The sequence below is a fragment of the Paenibacillus sp. FSL M8-0334 genome (assembly GCF_038000405.1).
GTDB lineage: Bacteria > Bacillota > Bacilli > Paenibacillales > Paenibacillaceae > Paenibacillus_AQ > Paenibacillus_AQ campinasensis.
Map to the genome: position 1 here is coordinate 1,423,648 of NZ_JBBOCH010000002.1, position 26,891 is coordinate 1,450,538.

Below are 26,891 nucleotides of genomic sequence, written 5' to 3' on the forward strand. Positions count from 1 at the left end.
CGCCGCGAGTATTCTGGAGAGCCGGCTTTCTTATTCGAGGCTGCCCTCCCTCGATTTCCAAGGTTTTCATTGCTGCTCGCAATGCTCCATTATATAATGAGTGAGAAAATTCATACATAAGGGAGAAATCGGGGATGAAAAAGAGAATATGGGCGCTTGCGCTGGCCTGCGGTGTACTGCTGACATTGCTGGTTCTACCGGTACAGCAGTCCTATAGTGCAGAGGGGGATTCGTCTGCAGCGGCGATTACGCAAAGTGCGCTGAAGGACCAGTTCCATCTGAGTCATGTCGTCAAGGTGTATGTGCCTTCCACCGTAAAAGGAGATATTCCGATTACAGAGGAAGCGCATCAGAAGTTTGTCGATCAGACCTTGACCCAGCTGTCCAGCTGGTTCGGCGGAGCTACGGCGATTCCGGGTGAAGGCGCATGGGTGGACGATAAAGGCACGCTCATCAAGGAGAACGTAACGATTGTGTATGCATTTACGGACAAGCTTGACAAGGCGGCTATCGACCAGGTTGTCGACTATGCCAAGCAGCTCAAGGATGACCTGGCCCAGTCGGCCATCTCGCTTGAGGTGGACGGCAAATTGTACTTTATCGAGTAGTTTGGGCGGGCCGGGACCGGCCTGACTTAATAGAGAAAACGAACAGGGAAATCCCTTGCCTGGCCGCATGATGTGCGCCGGGGCGAGGGATTTCCCTGTTTGCTGTCTGTGACAAGTGTTAATACAGAAAGCGCCACAGATAGAAGGTGGCGTAAGCTTCCCAGCCCGACCATCGGGAGGACAGCTCCATTATCTCTGCCTTGGTCGGTTTCCGGTCCATCCCCTGAAGGTGCCGGATCGCATTGTGAAGACCGACATCGTCAATCGGGAACGCATCCGGCATTCGCAGGCAGCGCATCAGCACATAATGGGCGGTCCAGGGTCCGATGCCCCGGATGCTGACAAGCCTTTTCTCCGCCAGCTTCAGGCTGCCGGCATTCATAAGCTGTAGTTTGGTTAAGCTTCCGTCAGCGATCAACCGGGCGGTGTGGATCAGATATTCACATTTTTTGACGGTCATTCTAAGCGGCTGCAGATCCTGGACCTCCAAGTGGGCGATATCCTCGGCTTTCGGAAACAGCCAATAGGTGTTACCCTCATGCTCCACACTGTGCCCGTAGGCTTCCACCAAACGTCTCTTGAGGGTATAAGCATAACCCAGATGAATTTGCTGGCCAATGATGCCCCAGGAGATCGCCTCAAACAAATCCGGAATCCCGATCAGGCGCAATCCGTAGAACGCCTTGATGGCTTTCCCCAGCAGCGGGTCAGCTTCCGCCTGTTCATAAAACGGGGCCAGGTCGGTATCCAGGTCGAACCATTCCCAAACGTAAGCCTCCGCCTGGGCCTGCAACTGCAACTGATCGACAGGGGAATCGGGATCCCCGAGCAGTCGGACGGCGATGGCCTGCCCGTCGGCATCCGCTCCGACGTCCATCACGACAGCGCTCCCTTGAACAGGAAGGGCGCGATAGATTCGATCGCTCCGGATCTGGTACAGGCATTCATTGGGCGATCTGGAGAGGTAGTTCAAATTTTCCGAGAAGCGAAATGGCTCGGGCACATCGATTTGAAAGGATAGCATATGTTTCATGGGAGATGGCTCCTTTCCTGGTTATGATACTATCCGCTATATTGGTTGTATCACAACTTCGGCCATTATTGCATTTTGCGATCTTGCGCTTCTATTTCGAAACCCGTGCGGCAGCCCTTGCTTGCGGGTATAATGGTACCGGAGGTGAGCGATATGGCGACCGGATCAAGACCGGCAGAGGAGCAGTGGAACGCGATCATCCGATGCGACTCGGACTATGACGGGCAATTTTTTTATGCGGTTCAGTCGACCGGCATATTTTGCAGACCATCCTGCAAGTCCAGACCGCCCAAAAGAGAGCATGTGCGAATCTTTGCGACTTGTACGGAAGCGATCGATGGGAACTTCCGACCATGCAAGCGCTGCAAGCCGGCCGATGTGCATTCCCCGGACCAGGAATGGATTCAGCGGATCACCGATTATATTCACCGCCATTGTCACGAGGCGTTGACCCTGGATGTGCTGGCGACTGTCAGCCATGGAAGCCCGTATCATTTGCACCGGACGTTCAAACGGATTCAAGGGCGGACCCCGCTGGAATATATACAGGATGTCCGCATGGATAGGGCGAGGCAGCTGCTGGCAGACTCCGGCAAAACGGTGGCGGAAATCGGACGTGAGGTGGGTCTTGAAAATTCGGCCTATTTCATCACCCTGTTTAAGAAGAAGACGGGGCTGACCCCGTCCAGCTATCGCAAATTACATGACAATTCCGGAACTTGAAAAGGGGGCGTTTGGAATGCCTGCTAACGATGATGATGTATTCTGGACCCGGCTGGTCCATGACGACTGGAGGATTTACCTCGCAGCGACAGGCAAGGGCCTCTGTTATATTGGATCCCAGGACAGCCCCTATGAGGAAATGAGGGCATGGTTGGCGGCTCGCTTCCCGGGGCGGACATTACAGCAAAATGATTCGAAGCTGGAACCGTACACGATGGAATTGATCGAATACTTTCAAGGGAACCGGCTTCGGTTTGAGGCGGCTGTGGACTGCAAGGGCACGCCGTTTCAGACGGAGGTGTGGCATGCGCTGAACGACATTCCTTACGGCCGGACGCTAACTTATATCGAGATTGCGAATGATATCGGCAGGCCGAGTGCCGTAAGGGCCGTGGCAGCAGCCATCGGGGCTAACCCGCTGCTGATCCGGATTCCTTGCCACCGGGTCATCGGCAAGAACGGCGCGCTGACCGGGTATCGCGGCGGGCTGGAGATGAAGGGGCGCCTGCTGGCGCTTGAGACGCGCTGATCTGTGGTCGATCAGCCGCTACCCATGCGGGGAAACACCGCGCTGGGATAATGCGCAGTGCAGTGGTGTCGTATGGACAGGCGCGAGCAGAACATAGGCAGCACAGCTGAGGAAGGAGGAGGGGCTCATGGAATTGGAAACAGCATACAAGACGCCGAAGACATTGCTGAATAAAGGCACCGGATTTCTGAACGGCTACAGCCACACCTTGAATCCTTACACGGGCTGCAGTTATGCCTGCTCCTACTGCTATGTCAGGCAAATGCCGGTCTCGCTGTTTCGTGCGCAGGAATGGGGCCAGTGGGTGGACGTGAAGCTTGAAGCAGCACCGCTGCTTCGCAAGGAATTGAAACGAGCCAAGGCGAAAGGGCCGGTCACGATTTTCATGTCTTCCAGCACGGATCCGTATCAGCCGATCGAGGCGACGGCGTGTGTGACGCGCGGGTTGCTGGAGGTCATGGTCGAGGAACCGCCTGACTTTCTGCTCGTACAGACGCGAAGCCCGCTCGTTCGGCGCGACATTGAGCTGCTGAAGGCGCTGAAGGATCGCGTCAGGGTGAGCATGACGGTGGAGACGGATCGCGATGACATCCGCAAGCATTTCACGCCTTCGGCGCCGCCGATTCAGGCACGGATCAAGACGCTGGAGCTGTTGAAGGAAGCGGGGGTGCCTACCCAGGCAGCCATTGCCCCCGTGCTGCCGAGTTCGGAAGCTTTCCCGGAGCTGCTGCGCCCCTTGGTCAACCGGGTGTGCATTGACGATTATTATATGGGTGACGGCAGTGGCGGCAAGCGTACGCAGAAGCTGCCGATCAAGCCGCTGTATGACAAGCTTGGCCTGGAAGACTGGTATCACCCCTCCGCATATGAGCGTGTCTATAAGCGGTTTAGCGAGGTTTTTCCGGCATCGCAATTATGGGTGAGCCAGAAGGGGTTTGAGCCGTAAGCGAAACCTATTGTAGGCGGCATGAACCATGGAGGATGGAAGCTGTGAAAGTGAAACGGTGTGACTCCATTCTGCTCAAATTCGAGATGGGGCGGAAGCTATGACAGACGGTTGTGTGAAAAACAGTTATACGTACCGATCATGTTGCTTGACACGTGATGTGGCGATCAACGCCCCGATCCTTTCTGCCTTGAGCAGGAGAGAGCGGGGCGTTGATCTTATATTGTGGTGGACCGATTCTCGGCGTCACAACGCCCGGACGTCGGACGAGACGGCAGCAATTCAGTCTCAGGGCGGAGCACGAACTGGATCCCCGGAAGGTGTTTGCACTGCCATCATCCGCGTTATGATGGGGAGGAGAAGCTAGCATGCCGATGGAGAGGAAGCGATAGGCATCAGCGGAGCAGGAACGTTACTCCGCCGCAAACCATCGAATGCGTGAACAGCGATGAATGTCTTTAGGAAGGAATGTGAAGCGTATGAAAGGACTGCGAATCATCCGCATGGCTGACGCGGAACGGGATGTGCGGGATGAGGTGGCCGAGGTATTTGTGGACGGTTACTACAACGAATTGTCGTACTTTACCCGGGATCGTTCAATCTTGAAATCGGCCTTTAAGCGTTTATTCTCCCCGGAAGCGCTCTATCTGGCCGAGGAGTCAGGCGTGATTGTGGGAATGGCGGGATGCTCGAGCAATAAGTTGAGGGCGATGCCGGTGGAGCTTCAGCCTTTGCAGGAGGCTTTTGGCATAAATACAGGGGAGCTTGCTTACAACGTGATGAGCGGCGAATTTAATTCCCCTCTGCCTTATGATGATGATACCGGTTATATTGAGTGTGTGGCTACATTAGAGCGGGCTCGCTGCAGAGGGGTGTCCACGTCCCTGATGCATTATGTTATGGAAGAGCTTCCTTACAGGCGCTATGTGCTGGAAGTCACCGACCGCAACGAAACGGCCATCCGGCTGTACCGAAAGCTGGGCTTTCAGGAGATCGAGCGAAGAGCGGAAGATCATGCAGAACAGAGAGACTTTAATGAACGTATTTATATGGAGTGGAGGAAAACTGGGGATCTGAAGGGCATTGAGCTTGAAGCAGGGCAGATGTAACAAGATGGTGTAATCCACCCGGGATGAGGAGATGGACGGGGATGGATGAACGGTCTGGATCGTAGTGATACATCCGACAACTGTGCGGATAATTGTGATACACCGATAACGGGAGCGGCCTCCGGCATGCGCGAAGTTAGGGCGATGCAGGAGGCCTGGTTTTGCCTTTGGATGAAGGGCGATTTGCTGGAAGAGGGTAGCAACTACGGCGTGGACAATGTAACCTCATCCCCGAGCAGTCGTCCATCGTCATGCCACTGTCCGTACATGCGGTTGTCTCTTGTGTTGGTGATGAACTTGTCCAGTCTGCGCTCGAATAGCTCCGGCTGGTGTTTATAACTCTGAATCGTATCGATTCGAACTCGCTTGTACAGATCCGGAAATGCCATAAAGTTTGTATACACCTGCATGTCCTCTTTCAGCCTTCGCTGGATATCCTCGTCGATGGTGAAAGCCTCGGGGCGCATATCAGGCAGAACGTCTCTGCCCGCGTCTGTCATCAGTCCCAGCTTTTCCAGCCGCCGCACCCGCTCTTTATTCAGCTCGGTCCATGAGCTGTTTTTGCTGCGCGGGGACAGCCTTTGGGCCAGCGCTGTTTCAGAGATTTTCTTCTTGGTTCCATCGATCCATCCATAGCATAACGCTTCCTCAACCGCATCCAAGTATAAGATCGTATCCGGTGTTGGCTTCATGCTGACCAGGACCCAGCAGCAAGTTTCCGTTCTGCAATGTTGCTGCAGCCATGCTCGCAGCGCTTCCCTCGTTGTTACCGTTAAGAGGGGATGAGCATTCATCATGGTTGAAGGGTTTGCGTATTCTCCTGATACCAGAATAGCGAATAATCGTTCTGGATGGAAGCATGGCCGAGCTGCCGCAGCATGGTAGAGACATTGCCCCGGTGATATGTCCCGTGATTGACCACATGCAGCATAATTTCCGAGAGGTGGGTATGCCGAGGGGCCGCGAACGGATTGTTTAGCAATAGCGTCTGCTCCCATTCAGGCTCGCTTTGCAGCCACTCCCGGTACTGGGCGGTCAATGCATCATAAGCAATTCCATATTCCTCTACAGAATCGAGAACCTGACTGTTCAGAGGAATGCAGGCTTGCAGCGCCTCGGGCATCTCCGTCCCTGTTAACACCATATACCACATCGTGTCTACCGCGTAGATATGGCTAAGCACGTGGGCGATGGTCGGGAATGAGCTGTTCACCTCTTGGTGCAGCACAGTGGAGGGAAGCTCATGGATTCTGCCTAGAATGGTGCGGTTAGCCCAGCTGTGATACTCGAACATTTCTGCGGATGGATTAATCATCGTGATCGTCTCCTTTTCTTTGTCCATCAAATGGGTCGTTGCTATGCCATCATATAAAAAGAAGTATGACAACGGACCGTCATACTTCTTCATAAAGTTTGAGTGTATTGTGCAGCGCCTCTCTCAGGACGCCGCGCAGCTCGGTGGGCTCCAGCACTTCGACTCCGCTGCCGAAGCTGAGCAGAATGCTGCGCAGCCAGCGTGCTTTCAGAGGCTCATGCACCGGAATCCGGATGGTCATGCTGCCATCGGGATGAAATTGCTTGTCTCCTTGGCGAAACTGATCCATCACTTCTGCCAGTGCATCCGGCTTGACCTGGAGCACAACCTCTTTCCATTGATCTTGTTGTTGCTGTTCAGAGACAGCAGCCTCAGCAGCCTCATTCAGCATCTCGGGATGTGGCTCGAATATGTCCTGGGTGCGTGTGAAGTTCAGCATGCGGGATAGACGAAATTCGCGGTAATCCTGCCGCACTCGGCAATAACCGTAAACGTACCAGTTCCGGTGTTTGAAGTGGAGCCTGAGCGGTTCGATGTGACGGGTTAGGCGCTCATTGTTCGCATTAATATAATCAAACCGGACGACATGACGCTCCGTAATGGCCTCGCGCAATTGGCGGAGTGCCTCCGGGTCGGTCTGGAGATTCTCGAAATCGACGGACAGATTCATTGTCCGGTGCTCCGGACCGATCGTCTGCAGCCGCTCAATCGTTCCATTCACCCGTTCGTCTTCGAACACGGTGGAGAGGCCTTGGAGCACAGTGATCAGGGTGTTGACATCGTAGGAGCCGAGCAAGGTCCGGTCCATTTTATATCCGTCGATCATGCCGTAGCCGCCGTTCGTTCCCTGATACGACACCACCGGGAATCCCGCAGCACAGATCGCATCGATATCGCGATAGATGGTCCGCTGGGAAACCTGGAACTCCTCGGCCAGCTTGGAGGCAGACAGAACATCGTGGTTGAGCAGCTTGTAGATGATGGAGATCAGACGCTCCAATTTCATGAATATCCCCCGCCTGTTCGTGATTTTAGATGTTGCCGAACTCAGTATAACAGATTTTATCTTGTCAGTTGATGGGACTGGCTACATACTATGGCTATGGGGGGGCGTTCGGTTTCGGATCGATTCGGCGTGTCCCCGGGTGAACATTACATATTGCATTATGAAAGTGAGGACAATCAAGATGGGCACAATGATTGCGATTGGCGGAGGAGAGCTGAACAAGTCTGAAACATTGGCGATAGACCAATATATTGTCCAGTCAGCGGGCAAAAAGGAGCCGAAGGCGCTCTTCATTCCGACGGCCAGCTATGAAGCGCAGGGATATATTGAAGCATTTCAGCGGGTGTACGGTGAGCAGCTTGGTTGTCAGACCGATATTTTGTACTTGCTGGACGGCGCAACAACGCCTGCGGAGATGCAAAGCAAGATCATGTCATCCGACCTGGTCTATGTCGGGGGCGGCGTCACCAAGATGATGCTCAGCGTCTGGCGTGAACATGGCGTGGACCAGGCTTTGAAAGAGGCGTATGAAGCGGGGGTTGTGCTGTCAGGCCTTAGTGCTGGGGCGATCTGCTGGTTTAGCGAAGCGTACGATTCTGAAATGAACCTTGAAGATGCGCAAGAACAGCAGGGGCGGCAGTGCCTTCAAGGGCTTGGCCTTATCCCTGCCGCATTCTGTCCTCACTATAATGAAGAGGAATATCGCAGCCGGTTTGATCAGTGGATGCTGAGCGGAGGAGAACCGTCCATCGGCATCGGGCTGGATAATCACTGTGCTCTGGTTGTTCGCGGCACCGAGTTCAAGGTGATCCGAAGCGCCCCGCACGCCGGAGCCTATCGCTTATATTCAGACGATCGCGGGCTTCACAAGCAGCGGTTGGATCAGGAGCAATTTGCCGATATTGAAGAACTGCTACGTATCGGATAATTCCGGACTTTCTACAAGCTATTGCATTACCTGGGCTAATGCAATGGCTTTTTTCATATCATGGAATATAGTAAGCTGATTAGGGAAGCGAATTGGCAGGGGGGAGCGGAGCTTTGCGTTACAACGTAGTTTTATTTGACGCAGACGAAACATTGTTTGATTATACTAAAGCAGAGGCTCATGCGCTGACTTCGGCTTTTCAGGAGATGAAGCTGGAATGCACGCCGCTGCTTGTAGACAGCTACAGACGGATCAATCAGGAGCTGTGGAAGGCATTCGAGCAGGGGAGCATCACGCAGCAGCAGCTGCGAACAGCGCGGTTCGAGCGGCTGGTGGCCGAGCACCGGTTGTCGGAAGCTATCGATGCAGAAGCGTTTAGCCAGGCCTATATCAAGTATTTAGGCGAAGGCGCCTTTCTGATAGACGGGGCGGCTGAATTGTGCAGCCAGCTGCAAGCGGGCGGACAGCGAATGGCAATCATTACGAACGGGATCAAGGAGGTGCAGCTGAGCCGTATCGGAAGATCCGAACTGTGCGATGCGTTTGAATGCATTGTCGTCTCCGAAGACGCGGGTTCTCAGAAGCCGCACCCGGCCATATTTGATTTTGCTTTTGACAAGCTGGGGTTTCCGGATCGGCAAGAGGTGTTGATCGTAGGAGACTCCTTGACATCGGATATCGCGGGAGGCAGCCGGTACGGTATCGACACTTGCTGGTATAATCCCGGGCGCAAGCCGAATCATTCCGACGTTCAGCCAACGTATGAGATTCAGCGGCTGGAAGAGCTTGTTCCGATTCTGGCGGGAGCGACGCATTCGCAAGGCAATACAAGCCCTTCCAGGGCGTAGAGACATAGGAGAGAGGGAGAGATTAACTATGCTGAAAGCTTTTATTTTTGATATGGACGGGGTCATTATTGACAGCGAACCGCTGCATTTTGAGGTGGACATCCAGGTGATGAATGATTTTGGGACCAGCATTACCCGCGAAAAGCTGGAGCAATACGTGGGCATGACCAATCCCGAGATGTGGGCTTCCATTAAGGATGAATACCGGTTGACGCAATCGGTATCGGAAATTATTGAATATCAATTATCAAACAAAATTAGCATTCTTACCTCCAAGGAGATGGAGCCGATCGAGGGGATTCGCGAGCTGCTGGATGCGCTGAAGGCAAACGGAATTCCCGCCGCGATTGCGTCATCGTCACCGCCGGTATTTATTGAGGCTGTGCTGCGCAAGTTTGGCCTTCAGGATCATTTTGATGCCGTTGTCAGCGGAGAAGAGGTGGAGAAGGGCAAGCCAGCGCCGGATGTATATCTGAAGGCGGCGGAGCTGCTCGGGGTAGAGCCTCAGCACTGCATGGTGCTGGAGGATGCACGTCACGGTGTGGCTGCCGCGAAGGCTGCCGGGATGACGTGCATCGGGTTCGTCAACCCGAATTCCGGCAACCAGGACTTGTCCCAGGCTGACCATATCGTGAAATCGGTAAGCGAGGTTGGCGCTATTCTCAATTTTATATGATGAGGCATGTACAGCTTGGTCCTGCGAATGAGACCGAGCTGTATTTTGGTTAGAACCAATTTCAAACTTAATTGCTCTATTGCTCGTTTATGCATATGAGGCGGGTTGACAGCTAGACCTAAGTCCAGGATGATTATCGTCCGAAGTCGGAAGCCATGCTCTTGATGTCATGGTATCCTTGCATTAGTGATGACGGACAAAAGAGAGGAACAGTGGGGGATGGGTCAAATAGAGGACAGAAGGAACTGCCAAAGAGGGGTTGCCAACCGATGGATTTTCTACGTAATTTAGGGGATATTGGACTGTTTATTCATGCGATGATCGATGCGATCATTTTCCCGATTCCGGCCTTGTTCTCCCAGATTTCATTAAGCACATTGTCACCGGAACGGGCGATATGGCTGGCGACCATCGGATTTATCGGCTGTATTATCGGAACGCCCATCGGCTATGGAATCGGCAGAGCGTCGGGGACGCTTGTACTGAGCAAGATGATGAAGAAGAAATGGCATGATTCTGCGACCGCACTGTTTACAAAGCATGGCGAGGCCGCGATCCTGGTCGGTGCGTTTACGCCGATCCCGTTTAAAATTTTCACCATTTTGTCCGGCTGTCTGAAATACCCGCTGTGGAAGCTGATTGCCTATGCGGCGCTCGGCCGTGCGGCAAAGTTTTATGCGGTCGGCGGTTTATTCTACGTATATGGAAGAGCAGCAGAGAATATGGTCGATCACGTCCTGACCTTCATTATGCTGGGGCTTGGTGTATTGATCGGGGGCATATGGTTCGCGGTGCGGCTGGTGAAGAAGCACAGACAGAAACGTACGGGAGCTGAAGCTAAGGGTGTGCAGGAAACGGCCGTAGGTGCGGATGTTTCGGCAGGCGAATAAATTGTGCCGGGATAAGCGCCATTCAGGACGGCTTGTGGAATTTTGGTTCGGTGCAATTCAAGAAATATTATAACGTTGGATAAGGAGTTATTTATGAAATCCATGAATGAGCACGATATTTTAATATTGACCGGAAGTCTGGGAGAGGGACATAACCAGGCATCGAAGGCCATTGTGGAGTCAGCCAAAAGAAATTACCCTCATCTCAGCGTTAAAGTCGTCGATTATATGGAACTGACGCACCCGAAGCTGCATACGGCAGGCCAATACTTTTTTGTCCAATGGATGAAGCACTTCCCTTCCGTGTACGGTTATTTGTTTCAAAAGACGCGTGATGACAGCGGACTGATACAGCTGCTGAGACGCCTCTCTTCCTTTAATTTGCACAAAATCAGCGACTTGCTCGAAGAGGTGAAGCCTGCGGTGATCGTAAGCACTTTCCCGCCGGCCGCCGCGGCCGTTGCGATGCTGAAAGCGATGGGGCTGACCTCGGTGCCGACCGCGACGGTCATTACGGATCATACGGATCATAGCTACTGGATTCATTCGCATACCGATCACTATATGGTCGGCTCTGAGGTGGTGCAGAAGGCACTGCTGAACAAAGGCATCCCGCCTTCCAAAATATCGGTGACCGGCATACCGGTCCATCCCGTATTCAGCCAGCCTGTTAATCGGCACGCGCTTCGCCGTCAATATGGGCTGACTTCCCGCCATCGGGTCGTTCTGATCATGGGCGGGGGCGAGGGCATGATCGATAAAGAGGTTACCGAGCTGATCAATTCAGGCGCCTATTCGCCTGATATCCGGTTCATCATCATATGCGGGCGCAATGTGAAGCTGTATCATTTGCTCCAGGAGGAGCTTGGGGAGCATCCGCAGACCCGGATTATGGGCTATGTGGATCGCATGCACGAGCTGATGGCCGTAGCCGATCTGATCGTGACGAAGGCGGGCGGATTGACCGTGTCGGAGGCGCTGACGATGGAGCGCCCGATGCTGCTGTTCAAGCCGCTGCCCGGTCAGGAGCAGGACAATGCCGATTACTTGGTCGGCATTGGCGTAGCGCGGCAGGCGATGGAAGGAGAGCTGCAGCAGCAGTTGCTCCGATTGATTATGAATCCGAGGGCGCTGGGTGATATGGAGAGGAAAGCGGCAGTCTTTACACATAAGGAATCCGCACTGTCCGTATTGAGACGGTTGCTGGCGATCCAGCATAGTTTCCGGCGGTCCGCACAATGGACGGGAGCCGTTGCGCCGAGCTATGAAGCGTTAAACAGGGAGGCTTATTCCAGCCAATATATGAACCATTAACAGAGACAGCTGGTCTTGAATAGAAGGGGTTTATCCGGAATGAATTTGTTCGAAGTGGTGGAAGGTCTGTTCGAGCAGTACGGTTATCTGGTGCTCTTGATCGGGCTCCCGCTAGATTTTATTGCACTTCCTATCCCGCCGGGAAACAGCACGTTAACCTATACCGGTTTCTTGGCTTATAAAGGGATTATGGGTCCTGCACCCGCGTTTCTCAGCGCCGTGTTCGGGGCAGTCGCCGGGCTGACGGTCACTTATTTGTTAGGGTATAAGCTGGGCATGCCGCTCATTGAGCGCTATGGCAAATGGCTGTTCCTGAAGCCGTCCCTTATCCAGAAGACGCAGCTTTACTACGATAAGTACGGCAACAAGCTGCTGCTTATCAGTTTTTTTATCCCGGGTGTGAGGCAGTTTATCGGTTACTTTATCGGGATCATCCGAGTGCCATACCGCACGGTTATGCTATACGGATATGCGGGCGTCCTGTCATGGGTCGCATTTTTTTTCGGTCTCGGTTACATTTTCGGGGAGCAGTGGCAGTACATATTGAATCTGATTGAATTTTATCTGAAGGCGTTCTTTATCGCCATCGCTTTCTTGCTCGTCGCCTTGTTTCTGCACAATCGGCTGCGAAAGCAGAAGCGCAAGAAAAAATCCGAGGCTGCGGGCGGATAGCACCGGATACATGGTTCAAAAAGGGCGAGCGATATAATAGAATAAGAGTACAGCGTGTACACCAGATCATGGATAACAAGAGGTGCAAAGGAGCTGTCCACAATGGATGTAAGATATCCGATTGGTACATTTCGGGTGAATGGCGAGATTACGGCATCCCAAAGGCAAATATGGATTCGCGAAATTGAGGATACGCCGGCCAAGCTTGCGGCAACTGTCGCCGGTTTGAGCCCGGAGCTGCTGGATACCCCGTACCGGGAAGGCGGCTGGACCGTTCGTCAGGTTGTCCATCATATGGCAGACAGCCATATGAATGCGTACATTCGTTTTAAATTGGCGCTGACGGAGGATCAGCCGGTCATTAAGCCGTATCTGGAGCAGAAGTGGGCTGAACTTCCGGATTCCAGGACCGGGGAGATCGGCACGTCCCTGGCGCTAATGGAAGGGATTCATCAGCGATGGGTGACGATGCTTCACTCGATGTCCGACGACGATTTCAAACGAACCTTCTATCACCCGGAGACAGAGCAAGCTGTCACGCTGGATTATACAACCGGCACGTACGCCTGGCATGGCAATCATCATATCGCGCATATCGCTTCTCTTCGCAATCGGCTGGGCATTTAGAGTCTGGATCTACCATTTCGTCTGTCCTGCATATCAGGCCATAATCTGAAATCTAGGGCCGGGGAACGGAGGCTGGACTTGCCCGTTTTCCGGCTTGGTTTATCCTGTGCAAGCCCAAGTAACATGCCTGATTCTATAAGGCTTTCTAGCTTGTTCTGAATCCTATTGTCGCCATATCTAATAAATCTGTCGCAATGTTATACTGTAAAATCAGTTATTCGTGTGATAGATTAAGGGCAAGATGTCTTAATATTGAATACTGAGGTGACTGTAATGATTAGAATCGGAAAGATTAGTTATTGGCATGTTCATGCATGGGATTATACGAAGCAGGCGGAGGCACATCCGGATGCGCAAATCGTGGCGGTATGGGATGAGAACCCGGCGCGCGGCAAGGAAGCTGCGGATAAGCAGGGCGTTCCTTTCTTTGAATCGCTAGACGAAATGCTGGCCCGTGAAGATATCGACGGGGTGATCGTGGATGCGCCGACATCGATGCACCGTGAAGTGATGGTGAAGGCTGCGAATGCAGGCAAACATATTTTCACAGAGAAAGTGATCGCTCCGACGCTGGCTGAGGTTAATGAAATTATAGAAGCCGTACAGAAAAACCAGGTGAAGCTGACGGTTTCCCTGCCGAGACTGAACGACGGTTATACACTGGCCATTCAGGATATTCTGAAGGAAGGACTGCTTGGCAAGGTGACGCTTGTCCGCTCTCGCTTGTCTCACAACGGCGCTACAGCCGGATGGCTGCCGGAGCATTTCTTCGGACTGGCGGAATGCGGCGGGGGCGCGCTGATCGATCTCGGTTGTCATCCGATGTATCTGACCCGTCTGTTCCTGGGTGAGTCCCCTGTTGAGGTGAACGCTTCTTTCGGTTACGTGACCGGTAAGGAAGTAGAGGACAACGCGGTTGCTACGCTCACTACGGCATCCGGCGCGGTAGGTATTGTCGAAGCGGGATTCGTGAACAACTTCTCTCCGTTCGCTATTGAGATTCATGGTACGAAGGGAACTATCCTGTACGGTACGCCGGACAGCAAGCTGTTGATTCGCACATCGGAGAAAGAGGAGTACAGCAGCAGCTGGGTAGAGCTGCCGGTTCCGGACAACCGTCTGAGCGCATTTGAGCAATGGATCGCTCATATTCAAGAAAATACAGTAGCGGAAGAGAATATCGCGCATGCCGTCGAGCTGACCAAGCTGATGGAGGCCGCCAACCTTTCCGCGAGCGGACATCGGAATGTCCGCCTGGATGAACTAAAGGGTTAACAGCTTTTCATTTAGATAAGGATGGTTACTGCATGAACAATTTTCCTTATGAGGTAATGCAGGAGCGTCAGGATGCGCTGGAGCGTTTGGATTTGCGGGTGCATTGGGGCCAATATGAAATCCGTGTCCTCCGGTTTCATCTGACGACCTTTCCTCCAGGGAAGATCGTATCGTTTCATAAGCATGCCGAATTTGAATTTCATTTCATCCCCCGGGGCAAAGGCACGGTAATTATCGAGGATGAGCCCTATGCCCTGCGGGAAGGCATGTTCTACCTGACCGGTCCGAATGTCTTGCACTATCAGGAGGCGGACCTGAAGGAACCGATGGAAGAATTATGTCTGCATGTTGACATTATTAATCTGGCCGAGCAGGAGACGGATCAGGCGAAGGGGCTGCCGCTTGTTGATCCGTGGGAGGCATCCGAAGCGAAGGATTGCATGGAACAGCTGGGTTCGCTTCCGCTGAAGCCGACGATGGATACGCATCGGGCGATGCCCTATTTCCTTGAGGCCTATCAGGCCTCCCAGCATAAATTCGCTGGTCTGTACACCACGATCAAGCACTGCATCATTCAAATACTGCTCCGTGCTGTGCGCGCCTATGCATCGGAGCCGATGGAGGCTGAGCTGCCTTCCCGGGATATGAAGGCATACCGGTATCAATTGGCGTTGGAATATATCCATGCCAATTCTTCGGGCGAGGTCGTGCTTGAGGATGTTGCAGAGAAGCTGCATATCAGCTCCAGACAGCTGCAGCGAATATTTAAGGAACAGGCCGGGGGCCATTCCTTCAGCGAAGTGCTGGAGAATGTGCGCCTTGAAGCCGTATGCCGCCGACTTGTGGAGACGAACTGGCCGATTGACAAGATTGCGCTGCATGAAGGCTTTTCAAGTGGAAGCTATTTGCATACGGTCTTCCGCAAGCGGTATGGATTCACACCGTCCACCTACCGAAAAATGAATGCCAGAGCATAGGAGGAAACCATAGAGATGGGCAAGACAATTCGTATTGGAATTATTGGAAGCGGCGGTATTGCCGGAGAGCATGTCAAGCACTACAAAAAGATTGAAGATGTTGAAATTGTAGGGGTCGCTGATATTATGCCGGGCCGGGCGGAACAGTTCATTGAGCGCTGGGGCCTAGAAGGAACGGTAGGCTTTGACGATCATCGCAAGCTGCTGGAACTGGATCTGGATGGGGTCAGCATCTGTACGCCGAACGTCGCTCACTACACGACAACGAAGGATGCGCTGTCTGCCGGCAAGCATGTCATGCTGGAGAAGCCGATGTCTGTCACGCTGGACGAGGCGATCGAGATGGTGCAGGTCTCTAAAGAGACAGGCAAAATGCTGAACGTCGGTTTTCAGCCGCGCTATGACCCGAACATGGGCATCATCCAGCAGCTGATCCAGAACGGTGAGCTTGGAAAAGTATACTACGTGGAAACCGGGGGCGGACGCCGCCGCGGCATGCCGGGCGGCACGTTCGTTCGCCAGGAAATTGCCGGTGCAGGCGCCATGGCGGATATCGGCTGCTACTCGCTTGATCTGGCGCTGAATGCGCTAGGCTACCCTAAGCCGCTGACCGTATCGGCTTACACTTCCAATTATTTTGGTACGAATCCGAAATATCATAAAGAAGCCAGTGCATTTGATGTGGAAGATTTCGGCGTTGCCATCATCCGATTTGAAGGGGATCTGGTGCTCAACTTCAAAACAGCCTGGGCGATGCATATGGATACGCTGGGCGCAACGATGTTTCTCGGTACGGACGCCGGTATGAAGATCACGCCGGCCGGGACGGGGCCTTGGAGCGGTGTTTGGGATGGAAGAGTGGGCTCCATTTCCCTGTTCCACGACATTCAGGGCCACCATACGGAAAGCGGAATTCCGCTCATTCAGCATCAGGTGAACGTATTCGAAGAGAAGATCAAGGATTTTGTGGACGCGGTGCGCGAAGGAAAGCCCGCCCCGATTCCGGGCGAGCAAATTTTGCGGAATCAGGCGATACTGGACGGCATTCTGCGTTCCTCGCTGGCGAAGAAGGAAGTGGAGATCGAAATTCCGGAACTGTAATATTGCATACATGCAAGGCATCCAAGGGTGCGCCTCTGCAAGATCGTTGATCTTGCAGAGGCGCTTTTTCATGTTGCACAAGATGCAGCTTATATAGTAGTGTACGCAAGGTTGCGTTGACATTCGTCCTGCAATTGCCGATACTAAGATAAGGATACTTAGCATTACGAATGGGCTTGTTCTAGTCGAAGGTGTTGCCGGTCCGCTGTATGGCTTTTTAGTCCTTGCACTGTTTAGTTGTGCGGATGCCCGGCGGCAAGTCTGATGGCAATCAGCTCATGATATACGGAGGGGAATTATGGAGATTATTCATGTGGACGACGTCCAACAGATGATTGATAAACTTAAAAATCAGGATGTATATGTGCATCTGGAGATGACCACTGGCGCTTATGCAGCCCATTATGACAGCAGCAAGCATCCGGCCGCCAACTTCATCACCAACGCCGTGATCCGCTACGCCCACGGCTCCATTTCCGGCAACGGTCCGTACCGAGTCGGTCTGAAGATGGAGAAGGGATGGATCTATGCAGAGGGACTTACACATTATGAGCAGAACGACAAGGAAAGGCTGATCATGGCCGGTCACGATACCCAAGGCAAGCTCGTAGTCGCCCTGCAACTTAGCCGGGAGCCTTTCTGAGTAAAGAGGAGATGAAATCATGACACAAAATATATTGGTAGTTCTGCCCCACCCGGATGATGAAGCGTTCGGGTTGTCGGGAACGTTGGCTAAATACGTAAGCGAAGGGGCGAAGGTGACATATGCCTGCCTGACCTTGGGAGAAATGGGCCGCAACATGGGCGTGCCACCGTTTGCGAATCGGGTTACACTGCCGACCATCCGCAAGGCGGAGCTGGAAGCGTCATGCCGGGCGATCGGCATTCAGGATCTGCGAATGCTCGGCTTTCACGACAAAACGATCGAGTTCGAAGATCAAGACAAGCTCGATGGCGTCATTCATTCGCTGCTGGAGGAGATTAAGCCCTCCTTGGTCGTTACTTTCTATCCAGGCTATAGCGTGCATCCGGACCATGATGCTACCGGCGCGGCCGTCGTCCGGACGATTCAGCGCTTGCCGAAAGACCGGAGACCGACCGTATACGGCATCGCCTTCTCCAACAACTGTGAGGAAGAGCTCGGGAAACCGGATGTGCTGGTGGATGTCAAATCATTTTTGGAGCAAAAGATGCAGTCGATCCAGGCTCATAAGTCCCAGTTCCAGGCTGCCGAGCTGCTCGGGCCGAAGAAGCTGCAGCAGCAAGAAATTGTTCGTCGCTTTGGAACTGAGCGTTTCTGGACTTATTCATTTGAAGATTAACATTGCAATACAATCATCTCTATTATTGTGGGATGTGGAAGGAGTTGTCTCTGGCAGATGTTTGCCGGAAACAGCTCCTTTTTTCATGCCTGCTCTATTTATCAGCAGAACTGATAAAAGCTATAAAAACATTCGAATTGACCGATTTCTCCAGCTATGATAGGTTCAAGAGAGCAATATTATAAAGTGTATCGTATTACTTGGAATTAATTATGCTTGCTACGTGAGGTGGATACTGTTGGAACTTCAAGTAACGAACAGCCCTTTTAATCAGGAGCAGGTGGAGCTGCTGAATCGGCTGCTGCCTACGCTGACTGAGGCTCAGCGCACCTGGCTGTGCGGCTATATCACTGCCCTGCAAGGAACGGCTGCAGGGATCGCGACGGTGGCTGTGCCAACATCGCAGATCAGCCCGGCCCCTGTGGCTCCTGCTGTTTCTAAAGATGTGACGGTGTTGTTCGGTTCCCAGACCGGAAATTGCCATGGACTGGCCAAGAAATTATCGAAGCAGCTGGAAGAGCAAGGCTTTCAGGTGACGCTGTCTTCAATGAGTGACTTCAAAACGAACGCCCTGAAAAAAGTAGAAAATCTGCTCTTGCTTGTCAGTACGCATGGCGAAGGGGAGCCGCCGGACAATGCGATTTCATTCTATGAATTTCTGCACAGCAAGCGGGCGCCGAAGCTGGATCATCTGGCGTATTCCGTTCTGGCGCTGGGAGATACATCCTATGAATTTTTCTGTCAAACCGGCAAGGACTTTGACAAACGGCTGGAAGAGCTGGGCGGCAAGCGGCTGACGCCTCGCGTCGATTGTGATGTGGACTTTGACGAGCCGGCTGCCGAATGGATCAACCGCGTGCTTCAATCGCTGACAGAGCTTACGGCAGCACCGGGAACAGCAGCGCCAACCGCTATCAGCGCTGCATCCCTGAGTGCGTCGGCAGAATCGGAGTATTCCAGAAGCCATCCGTTTCAGGCGGAGATTCTGGAGAATTTGAATCTGAACGGCCGCGGTTCCGAACGCGAAACCCGACATCTCGAGCTGTCGCTGGAAGGCTCCAATCTGCAGTATGAGCCAGGGGACAGCCTGGGAGTTTATCCGGAGAATCATCCGCAGCTTGTAGAAGATCTGATCACGGCGATGGACTGGAGAGGGGAAGAAGCGGTTGCCACGGACAAGAATGGAACCGAGCGTCCGCTTCGTGAAGCGCTTCTTCGTCATTATGAGATTACGGTGCTTACCAAGCCGCTCATCGAGCAGGTGGCGAAGCTGACAGGAAACAGCGGTCTGCAGGAGCTTCTGTCGGCCGGACGTGAAGCGGAGCTGCGAGCTTATATCCAGGAGCGGGATCTGCTTGACCTGGTTCAGGATTACGGGCTGAAAGGAATCGCTGCATCGGAGTTTGTTACCACGCTGCGCAAAATTCCGGCCCGTCTCTATTCGATTGCAAGCAGTCCGTCCGCTTATCCGGATGAAGTGCATTTGACTGTCCGTACAGTACGATATGAGGCGCATGGCCGCAACCGTTACGGCGTCTGCTCCGTCCAGCTCGCCGAGCGGGCGCAGATCGGCGACAAGCTGCCGGTATTCGTGCAGCATAATCCGAACTTCAAGCTGCCAGCTAACCCGGACACGCCGATTATTATGATCGGGCCGGGGACCGGAGTGGCTCCGTTCCGGGCATTTGTCGGTGAGCGGGAGGAGAGCGGCGCGCAAGGGAAGAACTGGCTCTTCTATGGAGATCAGCATTTCTCAACGGATTTCCTGTATCAGATTGAATGGCAGCGCTGGCTGAAGGATGGCGTGCTGACACGCATGGATGTTGCTTTCTCACGGGATACCGACAAGAAGGTATATGTTCAGCACCGGATGCTGGAGAAGAGCAAGGAGCTGTATCAGTGGCTGGAAGAAGGGGCTTATGTCTATGTATGCGGCGATGAGAAGAGAATGGCCCACGACGTGCATGCCGCACTAACTGCTATCATTGAGCGGGAAGGCGGAATGAGCCCGGAGAAAGCGGCGGAGTATGTAAGCCTGATGCAGCAGCAGAAACGTTATCAGCGGGATGTATATTAAATCATCATTCCAGGCCGCGAGAGGAGTACAGAGCAATGTCAGATAATAATTTAGTTTCACCGAATAGCGCGCCTCACAGTGATGTTGAGGATATTAAACGTCGAAGCAACTATTTGCGGGGCAGTCTGGAGGAGACGCTGCAGGACCCGATCACCGGTTCAATTCCGGAGGATGACAACCGGTTGATGAAATTCCATGGCAGCTATATGCAGGATGACCGGGACCTGCGTAACGAGAGACAGAAGCAGAAACTGGAGCCTGCCTATCAGTTCATGCTGCGCGTGCGGGCTGCCGGCGGTGTTGTGACACCAGAGCAGTGGCTGATGATGGATCGCGTTGCTCAGAAATACGGCAACGGCACGATCCGGCTGACGACGCGGCAGTCCTTCCAGCTTCATGGCGTGCTGAAATGGAATCTGAAAGATACGATCCGCGAGGTCAACGAATCGCTGCTATCCACGCTTGCCGCTTGCGGTGACGTGAACCGGAACGTGATGTGCAACCCGAATCCGTATCAATCGGAGATTCATGGCGAAGTGTATGAATGGGCTCGCAAGATCAGCGATCATCTTGATCCGCGTACGAGAGCTTATCACGAAATATGGCTGGATGGCGAGAAGGTGCTGGACAGCCGTGACAATGAGGAGCAAGAACCGATCTACGGACCGGTCTATCTGCCTCGGAAATTCAAAATCGGGGTAGCTGTCCCGCCGTCCAATGATGTGGATGTGTTCTCTCAGGATCTCGGATTCATTGCGGTCATCGAAGGCGGGCAGCTGAAAGGGTTCAATGTCACGGTTGGCGGCGGCATGGGGATGACCCATGGCGACCCGTTAACCTATCCGCAGGTCGGGAAGGTGATCGGCTTCTGCACACCGGAGCAGACGATTGAAGTGGCGGAGAAAACGGTGATGATCCAGCGCGATTACGGGGATCGTGCCGTGCGGAAGCACGCCCGCTTCAAATATACGATCGATGACCGGGGCATCGACTGGTTTGTGAATGAGCTCAGCAGCCGCCTCGGCTACAAGCTGGAGGAGGCACGGCCGTTTCAGTTCGATCATAACGGGGACCGGTATGGCTGGGTGAAGGGAAGCAACGGCAAATGGCATTTCACACTCTTCATCCAGAATGGACGGATCAAGGATGAGCCTGACTATCCGCTAATGACCGGACTTCGTGAAATTGCAGGCATTCATACCGGCGACTTCCGGCTGACGGCCAATCAGAACTTGGTTATCGCCAATATTACAAGCCACAAGAAGAAAAAAGTGATGGAGCTGATCCAGAAATTCGGTCTGACCGATGGAGCGAATGATTCCGCTTTGCGAAGAAATTCGATGGCATGCGTTGCCCTGCCTACATGCGGGCTGGCCATGGCCGAGTCGGAGCGCTATTTGCCTTCGCTTCTTGACAAAATCGAGCAAATTCTGGAGGAGAACGGTCTGCGTGAGGAAGATATCGTCATCCGAATGACCGGCTGCCCGAACGGCTGCGCCAGACCCATGCTGGCCGAGATTGCCTTCATCGGCAAGGCGCCGGGGAAATACAATATGTACCTGGGCGGCGGTTTCTCAGGCAACCGCTTGAATAAGCTGTATAAAGAGAACATCGGGGAAACGGAGATTGTGGATTCCCTGCGCGCGATCATTGCCCATTATGCTAAAGATCGGCACGAAGGCGAGCATTTCGGGGATTTTGTCATCCGGGCTGGCTATGTGCAAGAGGTGCTGGACGGCCGGCAATTTCATTCATAATTCGGAAAAATACGCATAGGTTTTCTTCTACACCTTCAAGCAAGTGCTCTCATGTCATGCGAGACATGAACACGGCTTGAGGGTGTTTTTTTCGCTTGATGCGTTCGCGGTGTGAAGGATTCAGAGTGATCGGACTAGACTAATAGCTGTGTGATTTCTTGAATTTTTCAGGGGAGATCCCCTCCAATCGTTTGAATACCGTACAATAATAGCTGGTATGCTCAAATCCGGACCTGCTGGCAATCTCTTGAATTTGAAGCTGCGGTTCTAACACCATAAGCTCCTTACTGAATTGAATGCGCTCGCGATTGACGTATTCCATCGGTCTTATATTAAACGCTTTTTTGAACAGGAGACATAGATATTGAGGCGTAATTCCGGCTTGTTCCGCCAACAGCTGGATGGTTAACGGCTGGTGGCAGTGTTCCTTAATGTACCGCGTGACGGGCTGTAGCCGCTCGAAATGCTGATGCCTGGTATGCTGGGTGGCATGAATATGCGAAGGGATATCCAGCAGCAGGCTATACAGCAGCTTGGAGCATTCCAGGTTGGTATGATTGTCATTCGAACCCGCCCCGGTAATGATGTTAGCCAGGTCTGCCTGCATCTTGTCAGCATTCAGAATGTTGTACACCCCTGACTTCATAATGCCTGCTTGGGCGAGCAGCGTAGGACAAAGGCTGCCTTCCATCGATATGAACATCAGTTTCCAAGGCTCCTGGATCGCGTGATAACGATGCGGAACATTCGGGAACAGGCAGATCGCCTGTCCTGCTTTAGCGGAATAAATGCGTTCATCCACATGTACAGCGCCTTCGCCCGACAGGATCATCAGCCATTGATAAGAAGCGAATCCGTCAGGGCGGTGAACAGGGTCCTGATGGTTCCATTGTCCTGCCGACGTCAGATATACGGGCAGGTGCAAGTCGGACTCGCTCAGATGACAGAGATGGATAATGTCCATATACGCAGCACCTCGATTTCAAATATTTAAATGATGATGAATATCGTTTAATAGATAACAAGGAAGATGTCACTTTATAATGTGAATATAATTATAACAGAAATGGAGTGACGGATTTGGGAAAAACGAAATGGAAATACAGCCCGCCCGCTAACGGATATCCCGAGTGGAATAATAATCCTGAAATTTTCCAGTTGAATCGCATGGATGCCCATGCCACATTCATTTCCTATGACAGTGTGGAGGAAGCGCTCGAAGGGAGAGTGGAAGATTCCCGGAGCTACATGAGCTTGAACGGCGTATGGAAGTTTGCCTGGGCGGAAAATCCAGAGAAGCGGATCAAGCATTTCTATGCGCGAGACTATGATGCTTCGAACTGGCATGAGATCGCGGTCCCCGGACATTGGCAGCTTCAAGGCTACGATTACCCCCAGTATACGAATGTTCGCTATCCGTGGATTGAGCAGGAGGATTTACAACCGCCTTATGCGCCAACGAAGTATAATCCGGTCGGTTCTTACATCCGCTCGTTTGCGGTTCCCGACAGCTGGAGCGACCAGCCTGTTTATATTAGTTTCCAAGGAGTGGAATCGGCCTTCTATGTTTGGCTGAACGGGGAATTGGTGGGATACAGTGAGGATTCCTTTACGCCAGCCGAGTTCGATCTGACCCCCTACTTGGTGAAGGGTGAGAACAAGCTCGCCGTAGAGGTTTACCGCTGGAGCGATGCGAGCTGGCTGGAGGACCAGGATTTCTGGCGATTGAGCGGCATATTCCGGGATGTATACCTGTACACGGCTCCCGATGCTCACATCTACGATTTTAAAGCGCTTCCAGAGCTGGATGACAACTATAAACATGGTTCCTTGAGCGTCACGATACGAATCCATAATTACAGTGAACAGGATCAGGGGGCCATAGCGGTGGACATGCAGCTGTATGACGAGCATCGACAGCAAGTATGGAGCCGTGCTCCGCTCGAACAGGTGAAATTCGGCTCCGATCCGGTGAAGATGATCACGCTGTCGGGTTTGGTTGATTCCCCAAGACAGTGGAGCGCGGAAGATCCGAACTTGTATACGCTGGTGGTCGGTTTGAGTAATGAGCAGAATAAGACCGTCCAATACGTAAGCTGCAAAGTGGGGTTCCGTCGCTTTGAAATTCAGGATGGGCTGATGAAGATCAACGGGAAAGCAATCGAATTTAAGGGCGTCAACCGTCATGAGTTCTCCCCGGTGAAGGGGCGTGCGATCGGGATCGATGAGATGCTGAAGGATATCCAGCTGATGAAGGCGCATAACATTAATGCTGTCCGGACCTCTCATTATCCGAATCATCCCAAATGGTATGAGCTATGTGATGAATATGGATTATATGTCATAGACGAGGTGAATCTTGAAACCCACGGAACTTGGCGCTACGGGCAGAAAGAGGAGGAGGGCGCGATTCCCGGGAGCAAGCCGGAATGGCTGGACAACGTGCTGGATCGTTCGAAATCGATGTATGAGCGGGATAAGAACCATCCATCGATCGTGATCTGGTCCCTCGGCAATGAATCCTTTGGCGGGGACAATTTCCTGCACATGCATCGTTACTTTAAAGATACAGATCCGTCCCGCATTGTACATTATGAGGGTGTGTTCCATTATCGCCCGTCGGAGGCGGCATCCGATATCGAAAGTCAAATGTATACGAGGATCGATGACATTGAGCGATATGTCAGGAATGATCCGCAGAAACCGTTCATACTGTGCGAGTACAGCCATGCCATGGGCAATTCCTGCGGCGGGTTAAGCGCCTATTGGGAGCTCTTCGACCGGTATCCTGTCCTTCAGGGTGGATTCATCTGGGATTGGATCGATCAGGCGATCCTGACCCGCAACGAAGAGGGCGAGGCGTATCTGGCTTATGGCGGTGATTTCGGCGAGTCGCCGCATGACGGCACCTTCTGCGGCAACGGCCTCATCTTTGCGGATCGAACCGTGTCTCCGAAAATCGCGGAAGTGAAAAAATGCTACCAAAGCGTCCGGTTTGACGGCAGCGAGCTGCCGGAAGGCCGCTTGATCATGTCAAATAAGTACTTATTTACGGATCTTGCCGCATTTGATTTTGTCTGGAATGTGATGGCAAACGGGGAGCAGGTCAAGGCGGGAAGAGGATCTGTCCAGGCTGCGCCGGGGGAGACTGTCAAGGTAGATGTCTCGAACCTGCTGGAAATCGCAGCCGCTGGTGCTGCCGGGGTGGAGTACATTGCCACATTCGGGCTAGTGCTGAAAGACAGCACGAGCTGGGCTGATAAGGGTCATGAGATCGCTTTTGGACAATTTGTGCTTCCAGTGGTGCAGCAGCCTGAGGTGAATGTCATTTCCCACGGGCAGCCGGTACAAGTGGAAAGGCAAGAGAATCGGCTTACTGTAGCGGGACAGGCGTTTACGGTTGTTTTTGATTTCCGTTCAGGGGAATTGATTTCCTACACAAGCGCTGGTTCCGAGCTGATCGCTGAACCGCTGCGTCCGAACTTCTGGCGAGCCCTGGTGGACAATGACCGCGGGAATCATCTGGAGCAGCGCAGCGGAATTTGGAGGACGGCCAGTCTGGAGCGGAGATTGCTGGAGTTCTCTTACCGTGAGGCTCCAGCTGCGGTGGAGGTTACGGTACGCTACGCACTGCCGACCGAGCCCGAGTCTATTAGTACATTGCAGTATATCGTGCAGGGCGATGGAAGTATGGATGTGCAGATGAGACTCACGCCCGGCGAAGGGCTGCCGGAGATTCCGGAAGTGGGCTTGATGTTCGCCATGGAACATGCCTTTGACCATATTGAGTGGTATGGCAAGGGGCCGTTTGAGAATTATTCCGACCGAAACAGCGGGGCGAAAATCGGAAGATATGCAGGTCTCGTGAAGGACCAATGGGTGCCTTACCTTCGCCCGCAAGAATGCGGGAACAAAACCGAAGTGCGGTGGGCACAAGTGAAGAGCCGGTCCGGGGCAGGCTTCGCCATTGAAGGCCGCTCGAAGTTCGAATTTAGTGCGCAGCCGTATACCCCGCTGGAAATAGAGGCCAGCGACCATGCCTACAAGCTGCCAGCTTCGGACAAAACCGTTATCCGGGTCATGGCCAAGCAAATGGGCGTAGGCGGCGATGACAGCTGGGGGGCCAAGCCGCATCCAGAGCATATTCTGTACGCGAATCGTGAATATATGCTGGCATTTACCTTGCGACCTGTCGGCCAGTAGGTACAGGGATAGGGGTGAGGAAGTGATGAATGTTATTGCCCATACCATTCTCTATCGCTTGCCTTGTTCAAGTTCTCTATTAGAGCTATAATGAACGAAGGTATTCTATGATACCTGCACCAGATTCAAAGACGAAAGAGAGCGGAAAAGTATGGGCCGTAAATGGAATAATATTAAGGAAAAGAAAGCATCCAAGGATGCTAACACCAGCCGAGTATATGCCAAATTCGGCGTAGAGATTTATGTTGCAGCGAAGAAGGGTGAGCCGGACCCTGAGTCCAACCGTGCGCTGAAGGTCGTATTGGAGCGCGCCAAAACGTACAATGTACCGAAGGCGATCATCGACCGTGCACTGGAGAAGGCAAAGGGCAGCGGCGATGAGAAATATGAGGAGCTGCGTTATGAGGGCTTTGGGCCTAACGGGTCAATGCTCATTGTAGATGCACTCACGAACAATGTGAACCGGACTGCGTCTGCGGTACGTGCGGCGTTTAACAAAAACAACGGCAACATGGGCGTTAGCGGCTCCGTTTCGTATATGTTCGACCCGACAGCGGTTATCGGTATCGAGGGTAAAACTTCAGATGAAGTGATTGAACTGCTGCTCGAGGGGGATGTGGATGTACGTGACGTCCTGGAAGAGGACGACGCGGTCATCGTATACGCTGAGCCGGATCAATTCCATGCCGTACAGGAGGCGTTCAAGGAAGCGGGCGTTACCGAATTTACCGTCGCCGAGCTGACGATGCTGCCGCAGAACTATGTTACGCTGCCGGAGGAGAGCCAGGCCCAGTTCGAGAAGCTGATCGATGCGTTGGAAGACCTCGAAGACGTCCAGCAGGTCTATCATAACGTGGAATTTGAAGATTAATAAGATTACTGGAAAACTCGCTTTTTTGTATCCGTTGCTGATACAGAGAGTGAGTTTTTTTATTGTTACCTATTCATGAAAATG

At 52.9% G+C, this 26,891-nt stretch carries 26 protein-coding genes; 21 read left to right on the forward strand and 5 right to left on the reverse strand.

Going from position 1 to position 26,891, the window contains the following annotated elements; translation table 11 throughout:
• Positions 1-134 precede the first annotated feature (134 nt).
• Positions 135-608: a DUF3574 domain-containing protein gene (locus MKX64_RS20700; RefSeq protein WP_095265391.1), complete on the forward strand. Its 474-nt coding sequence runs from the start codon at positions 135-137 to the stop codon at positions 606-608.
• A 118-nt stretch (positions 609-726) separates the two neighbouring features.
• Here MKX64_RS20700 and MKX64_RS20705 read toward each other — a convergent pair whose 3' ends face one another.
• A complete protein-coding gene (locus MKX64_RS20705; protein ID WP_095265390.1) occupies positions 727-1,641 on the reverse strand; it encodes a DNA-3-methyladenine glycosylase family protein in 915 nt (304 codons plus the stop codon).
• A gap of 153 nt (positions 1,642-1,794) precedes the next feature.
• Here MKX64_RS20705 and MKX64_RS20710 point away from each other — a divergent pair, with 153 nt between their 5' ends.
• The 4 genes from MKX64_RS20710 to MKX64_RS20725 all read left to right on the forward strand — a co-directional run bounded on the left by MKX64_RS20710 (position 1,795) and on the right by MKX64_RS20725 (position 4,948).
• Positions 1,795-2,364 carry a bifunctional transcriptional activator/DNA repair enzyme AdaA gene (locus MKX64_RS20710; RefSeq protein WP_095265389.1) on the forward strand — a complete coding sequence of 190 codons (570 nt, stop codon included), beginning with the start codon at positions 1,795-1,797 and terminating at the stop codon, positions 2,362-2,364.
• Between the two features lie 16 nt (positions 2,365-2,380).
• Positions 2,381-2,893 carry a methylated-DNA--[protein]-cysteine S-methyltransferase gene (locus tag MKX64_RS20715; RefSeq protein ID WP_095265388.1) on the forward strand — a complete coding sequence of 171 codons (513 nt, stop codon included), beginning with the start codon at positions 2,381-2,383 and terminating at the stop codon, positions 2,891-2,893.
• A 127-nt stretch (positions 2,894-3,020) separates the two neighbouring features.
• Positions 3,021-3,839: an SPL family radical SAM protein gene (locus MKX64_RS20720; RefSeq protein ID WP_095265387.1), complete on the forward strand. Its 819-nt coding sequence runs from the start codon at positions 3,021-3,023 to the stop codon at positions 3,837-3,839.
• Positions 3,840-4,318: 479 nt separating this feature from the next.
• Complete coding sequence (locus tag MKX64_RS20725; protein ID WP_095265386.1) at positions 4,319-4,948, forward strand: GNAT family N-acetyltransferase; 630 nt, start codon at positions 4,319-4,321, stop codon at positions 4,946-4,948.
• Positions 4,949-5,151: 203 nt separating this feature from the next.
• Here MKX64_RS20725 and MKX64_RS20730 read toward each other — a convergent pair whose 3' ends face one another.
• The 3 genes from MKX64_RS20730 to MKX64_RS20740 all read right to left on the reverse strand — a co-directional run bounded on the left by MKX64_RS20730 (position 5,152) and on the right by MKX64_RS20740 (position 7,269).
• Positions 5,152-5,742, reverse strand: coding sequence for a YdeI/OmpD-associated family protein (locus MKX64_RS20730; RefSeq protein ID WP_095265424.1), 591 nt, complete (start codon positions 5,740-5,742; stop codon positions 5,152-5,154).
• On the reverse strand, positions 5,742-6,260 hold the full coding sequence (locus MKX64_RS20735) for a DinB family protein (protein WP_341037812.1): 519 nt from the start codon (positions 6,258-6,260) through the stop codon (positions 5,742-5,744). Before MKX64_RS20735 ends, MKX64_RS20730 begins: the two co-directional genes overlap by 1 nt.
• Positions 6,261-6,342: 82 nt before the next feature.
• Positions 6,343-7,269, reverse strand: a complete 927-nt coding sequence (locus tag MKX64_RS20740; protein WP_095265385.1) for a helix-turn-helix transcriptional regulator — start codon at positions 7,267-7,269, stop codon at positions 6,343-6,345.
• A 181-nt stretch (positions 7,270-7,450) separates the two neighbouring features.
• Between MKX64_RS20740 and MKX64_RS20745 the strand changes: the two genes are divergently transcribed.
• The 14 genes from MKX64_RS20745 (at position 7,451) to cysI (ending at position 21,733) form a co-directional block, all read left to right on the forward strand.
• A complete protein-coding gene (locus tag MKX64_RS20745; protein WP_176475433.1) occupies positions 7,451-8,197 on the forward strand; it encodes a Type 1 glutamine amidotransferase-like domain-containing protein in 747 nt (248 codons plus the stop codon).
• A gap of 113 nt (positions 8,198-8,310) precedes the next feature.
• Positions 8,311-9,045 carry a YjjG family noncanonical pyrimidine nucleotidase gene (locus tag MKX64_RS20750; RefSeq protein WP_095265383.1) on the forward strand — a complete coding sequence of 245 codons (735 nt, stop codon included), beginning with the start codon at positions 8,311-8,313 and terminating at the stop codon, positions 9,043-9,045.
• 28 nt (positions 9,046-9,073) lie between these two features.
• A complete protein-coding gene (locus MKX64_RS20755) occupies positions 9,074-9,721 on the forward strand; it encodes an HAD family hydrolase (protein ID WP_095265382.1) in 648 nt (215 codons plus the stop codon).
• A 269-nt stretch (positions 9,722-9,990) separates the two neighbouring features.
• Complete coding sequence (locus MKX64_RS20760; protein WP_341037220.1) at positions 9,991-10,611, forward strand: YqaA family protein; 621 nt, start codon at positions 9,991-9,993, stop codon at positions 10,609-10,611.
• A gap of 93 nt (positions 10,612-10,704) precedes the next feature.
• Positions 10,705-11,925, forward strand: coding sequence for an MGDG synthase family glycosyltransferase (locus tag MKX64_RS20765; RefSeq protein WP_155618430.1), 1,221 nt, complete (start codon positions 10,705-10,707; stop codon positions 11,923-11,925).
• 39 nt (positions 11,926-11,964) lie between these two features.
• Complete coding sequence (locus tag MKX64_RS20770; RefSeq protein WP_095265379.1) at positions 11,965-12,597, forward strand: DedA family protein; 633 nt, start codon at positions 11,965-11,967, stop codon at positions 12,595-12,597.
• A 102-nt stretch (positions 12,598-12,699) separates the two neighbouring features.
• On the forward strand, positions 12,700-13,224 hold the full coding sequence (locus tag MKX64_RS20775; RefSeq protein ID WP_341037226.1) for a YfiT family bacillithiol transferase: 525 nt from the start codon (positions 12,700-12,702) through the stop codon (positions 13,222-13,224).
• A gap of 273 nt (positions 13,225-13,497) precedes the next feature.
• Positions 13,498-14,499, forward strand: a complete 1,002-nt coding sequence (locus MKX64_RS20780) for a Gfo/Idh/MocA family protein (protein WP_155618429.1) — start codon at positions 13,498-13,500, stop codon at positions 14,497-14,499.
• A gap of 32 nt (positions 14,500-14,531) precedes the next feature.
• Positions 14,532-15,476 carry an AraC family transcriptional regulator gene (locus MKX64_RS20785; protein WP_095397342.1) on the forward strand — a complete coding sequence of 315 codons (945 nt, stop codon included), beginning with the start codon at positions 14,532-14,534 and terminating at the stop codon, positions 15,474-15,476.
• A gap of 15 nt (positions 15,477-15,491) precedes the next feature.
• Positions 15,492-16,577, forward strand: coding sequence for a Gfo/Idh/MocA family protein (locus MKX64_RS20790; protein WP_095397341.1), 1,086 nt, complete (start codon positions 15,492-15,494; stop codon positions 16,575-16,577).
• Positions 16,578-16,875: 298 nt separating this feature from the next.
• Entirely contained in the window at positions 16,876-17,220 is a 345-nt protein-coding gene (locus MKX64_RS20795) for a YojF family protein (protein ID WP_095265374.1), read from the forward strand.
• Positions 17,221-17,239: 19 nt separating this feature from the next.
• Entirely contained in the window at positions 17,240-17,899 is a 660-nt protein-coding gene (bshB2, locus tag MKX64_RS20800; protein ID WP_095265373.1) for a bacillithiol biosynthesis deacetylase BshB2, read from the forward strand.
• A gap of 238 nt (positions 17,900-18,137) precedes the next feature.
• On the forward strand, positions 18,138-19,976 hold the full coding sequence (locus MKX64_RS20805) for an assimilatory sulfite reductase (NADPH) flavoprotein subunit (RefSeq protein ID WP_095397340.1): 1,839 nt from the start codon (positions 18,138-18,140) through the stop codon (positions 19,974-19,976).
• 35 nt (positions 19,977-20,011) lie between these two features.
• Entirely contained in the window at positions 20,012-21,733 is a 1,722-nt protein-coding gene (gene cysI / locus MKX64_RS20810; protein WP_095265371.1) for an assimilatory sulfite reductase (NADPH) hemoprotein subunit, read from the forward strand.
• A gap of 139 nt (positions 21,734-21,872) precedes the next feature.
• Here cysI and MKX64_RS20815 read toward each other — a convergent pair whose 3' ends face one another.
• A complete protein-coding gene (locus MKX64_RS20815) occupies positions 21,873-22,697 on the reverse strand; it encodes an AraC family transcriptional regulator (protein ID WP_095265370.1) in 825 nt (274 codons plus the stop codon).
• 107 nt (positions 22,698-22,804) lie between these two features.
• Here MKX64_RS20815 and MKX64_RS20820 point away from each other — a divergent pair, with 107 nt between their 5' ends.
• Positions 22,805-25,936 carry a glycoside hydrolase family 2 TIM barrel-domain containing protein gene (locus MKX64_RS20820; RefSeq protein WP_341037231.1) on the forward strand — a complete coding sequence of 1,044 codons (3,132 nt, stop codon included), beginning with the start codon at positions 22,805-22,807 and terminating at the stop codon, positions 25,934-25,936.
• Positions 25,937-26,087: 151 nt separating this feature from the next.
• Positions 26,088-26,807: a YebC/PmpR family DNA-binding transcriptional regulator gene (locus MKX64_RS20825; protein WP_095265368.1), complete on the forward strand. Its 720-nt coding sequence runs from the start codon at positions 26,088-26,090 to the stop codon at positions 26,805-26,807.
• The last annotated feature ends 84 nt before the right edge of the window (positions 26,808-26,891 follow it).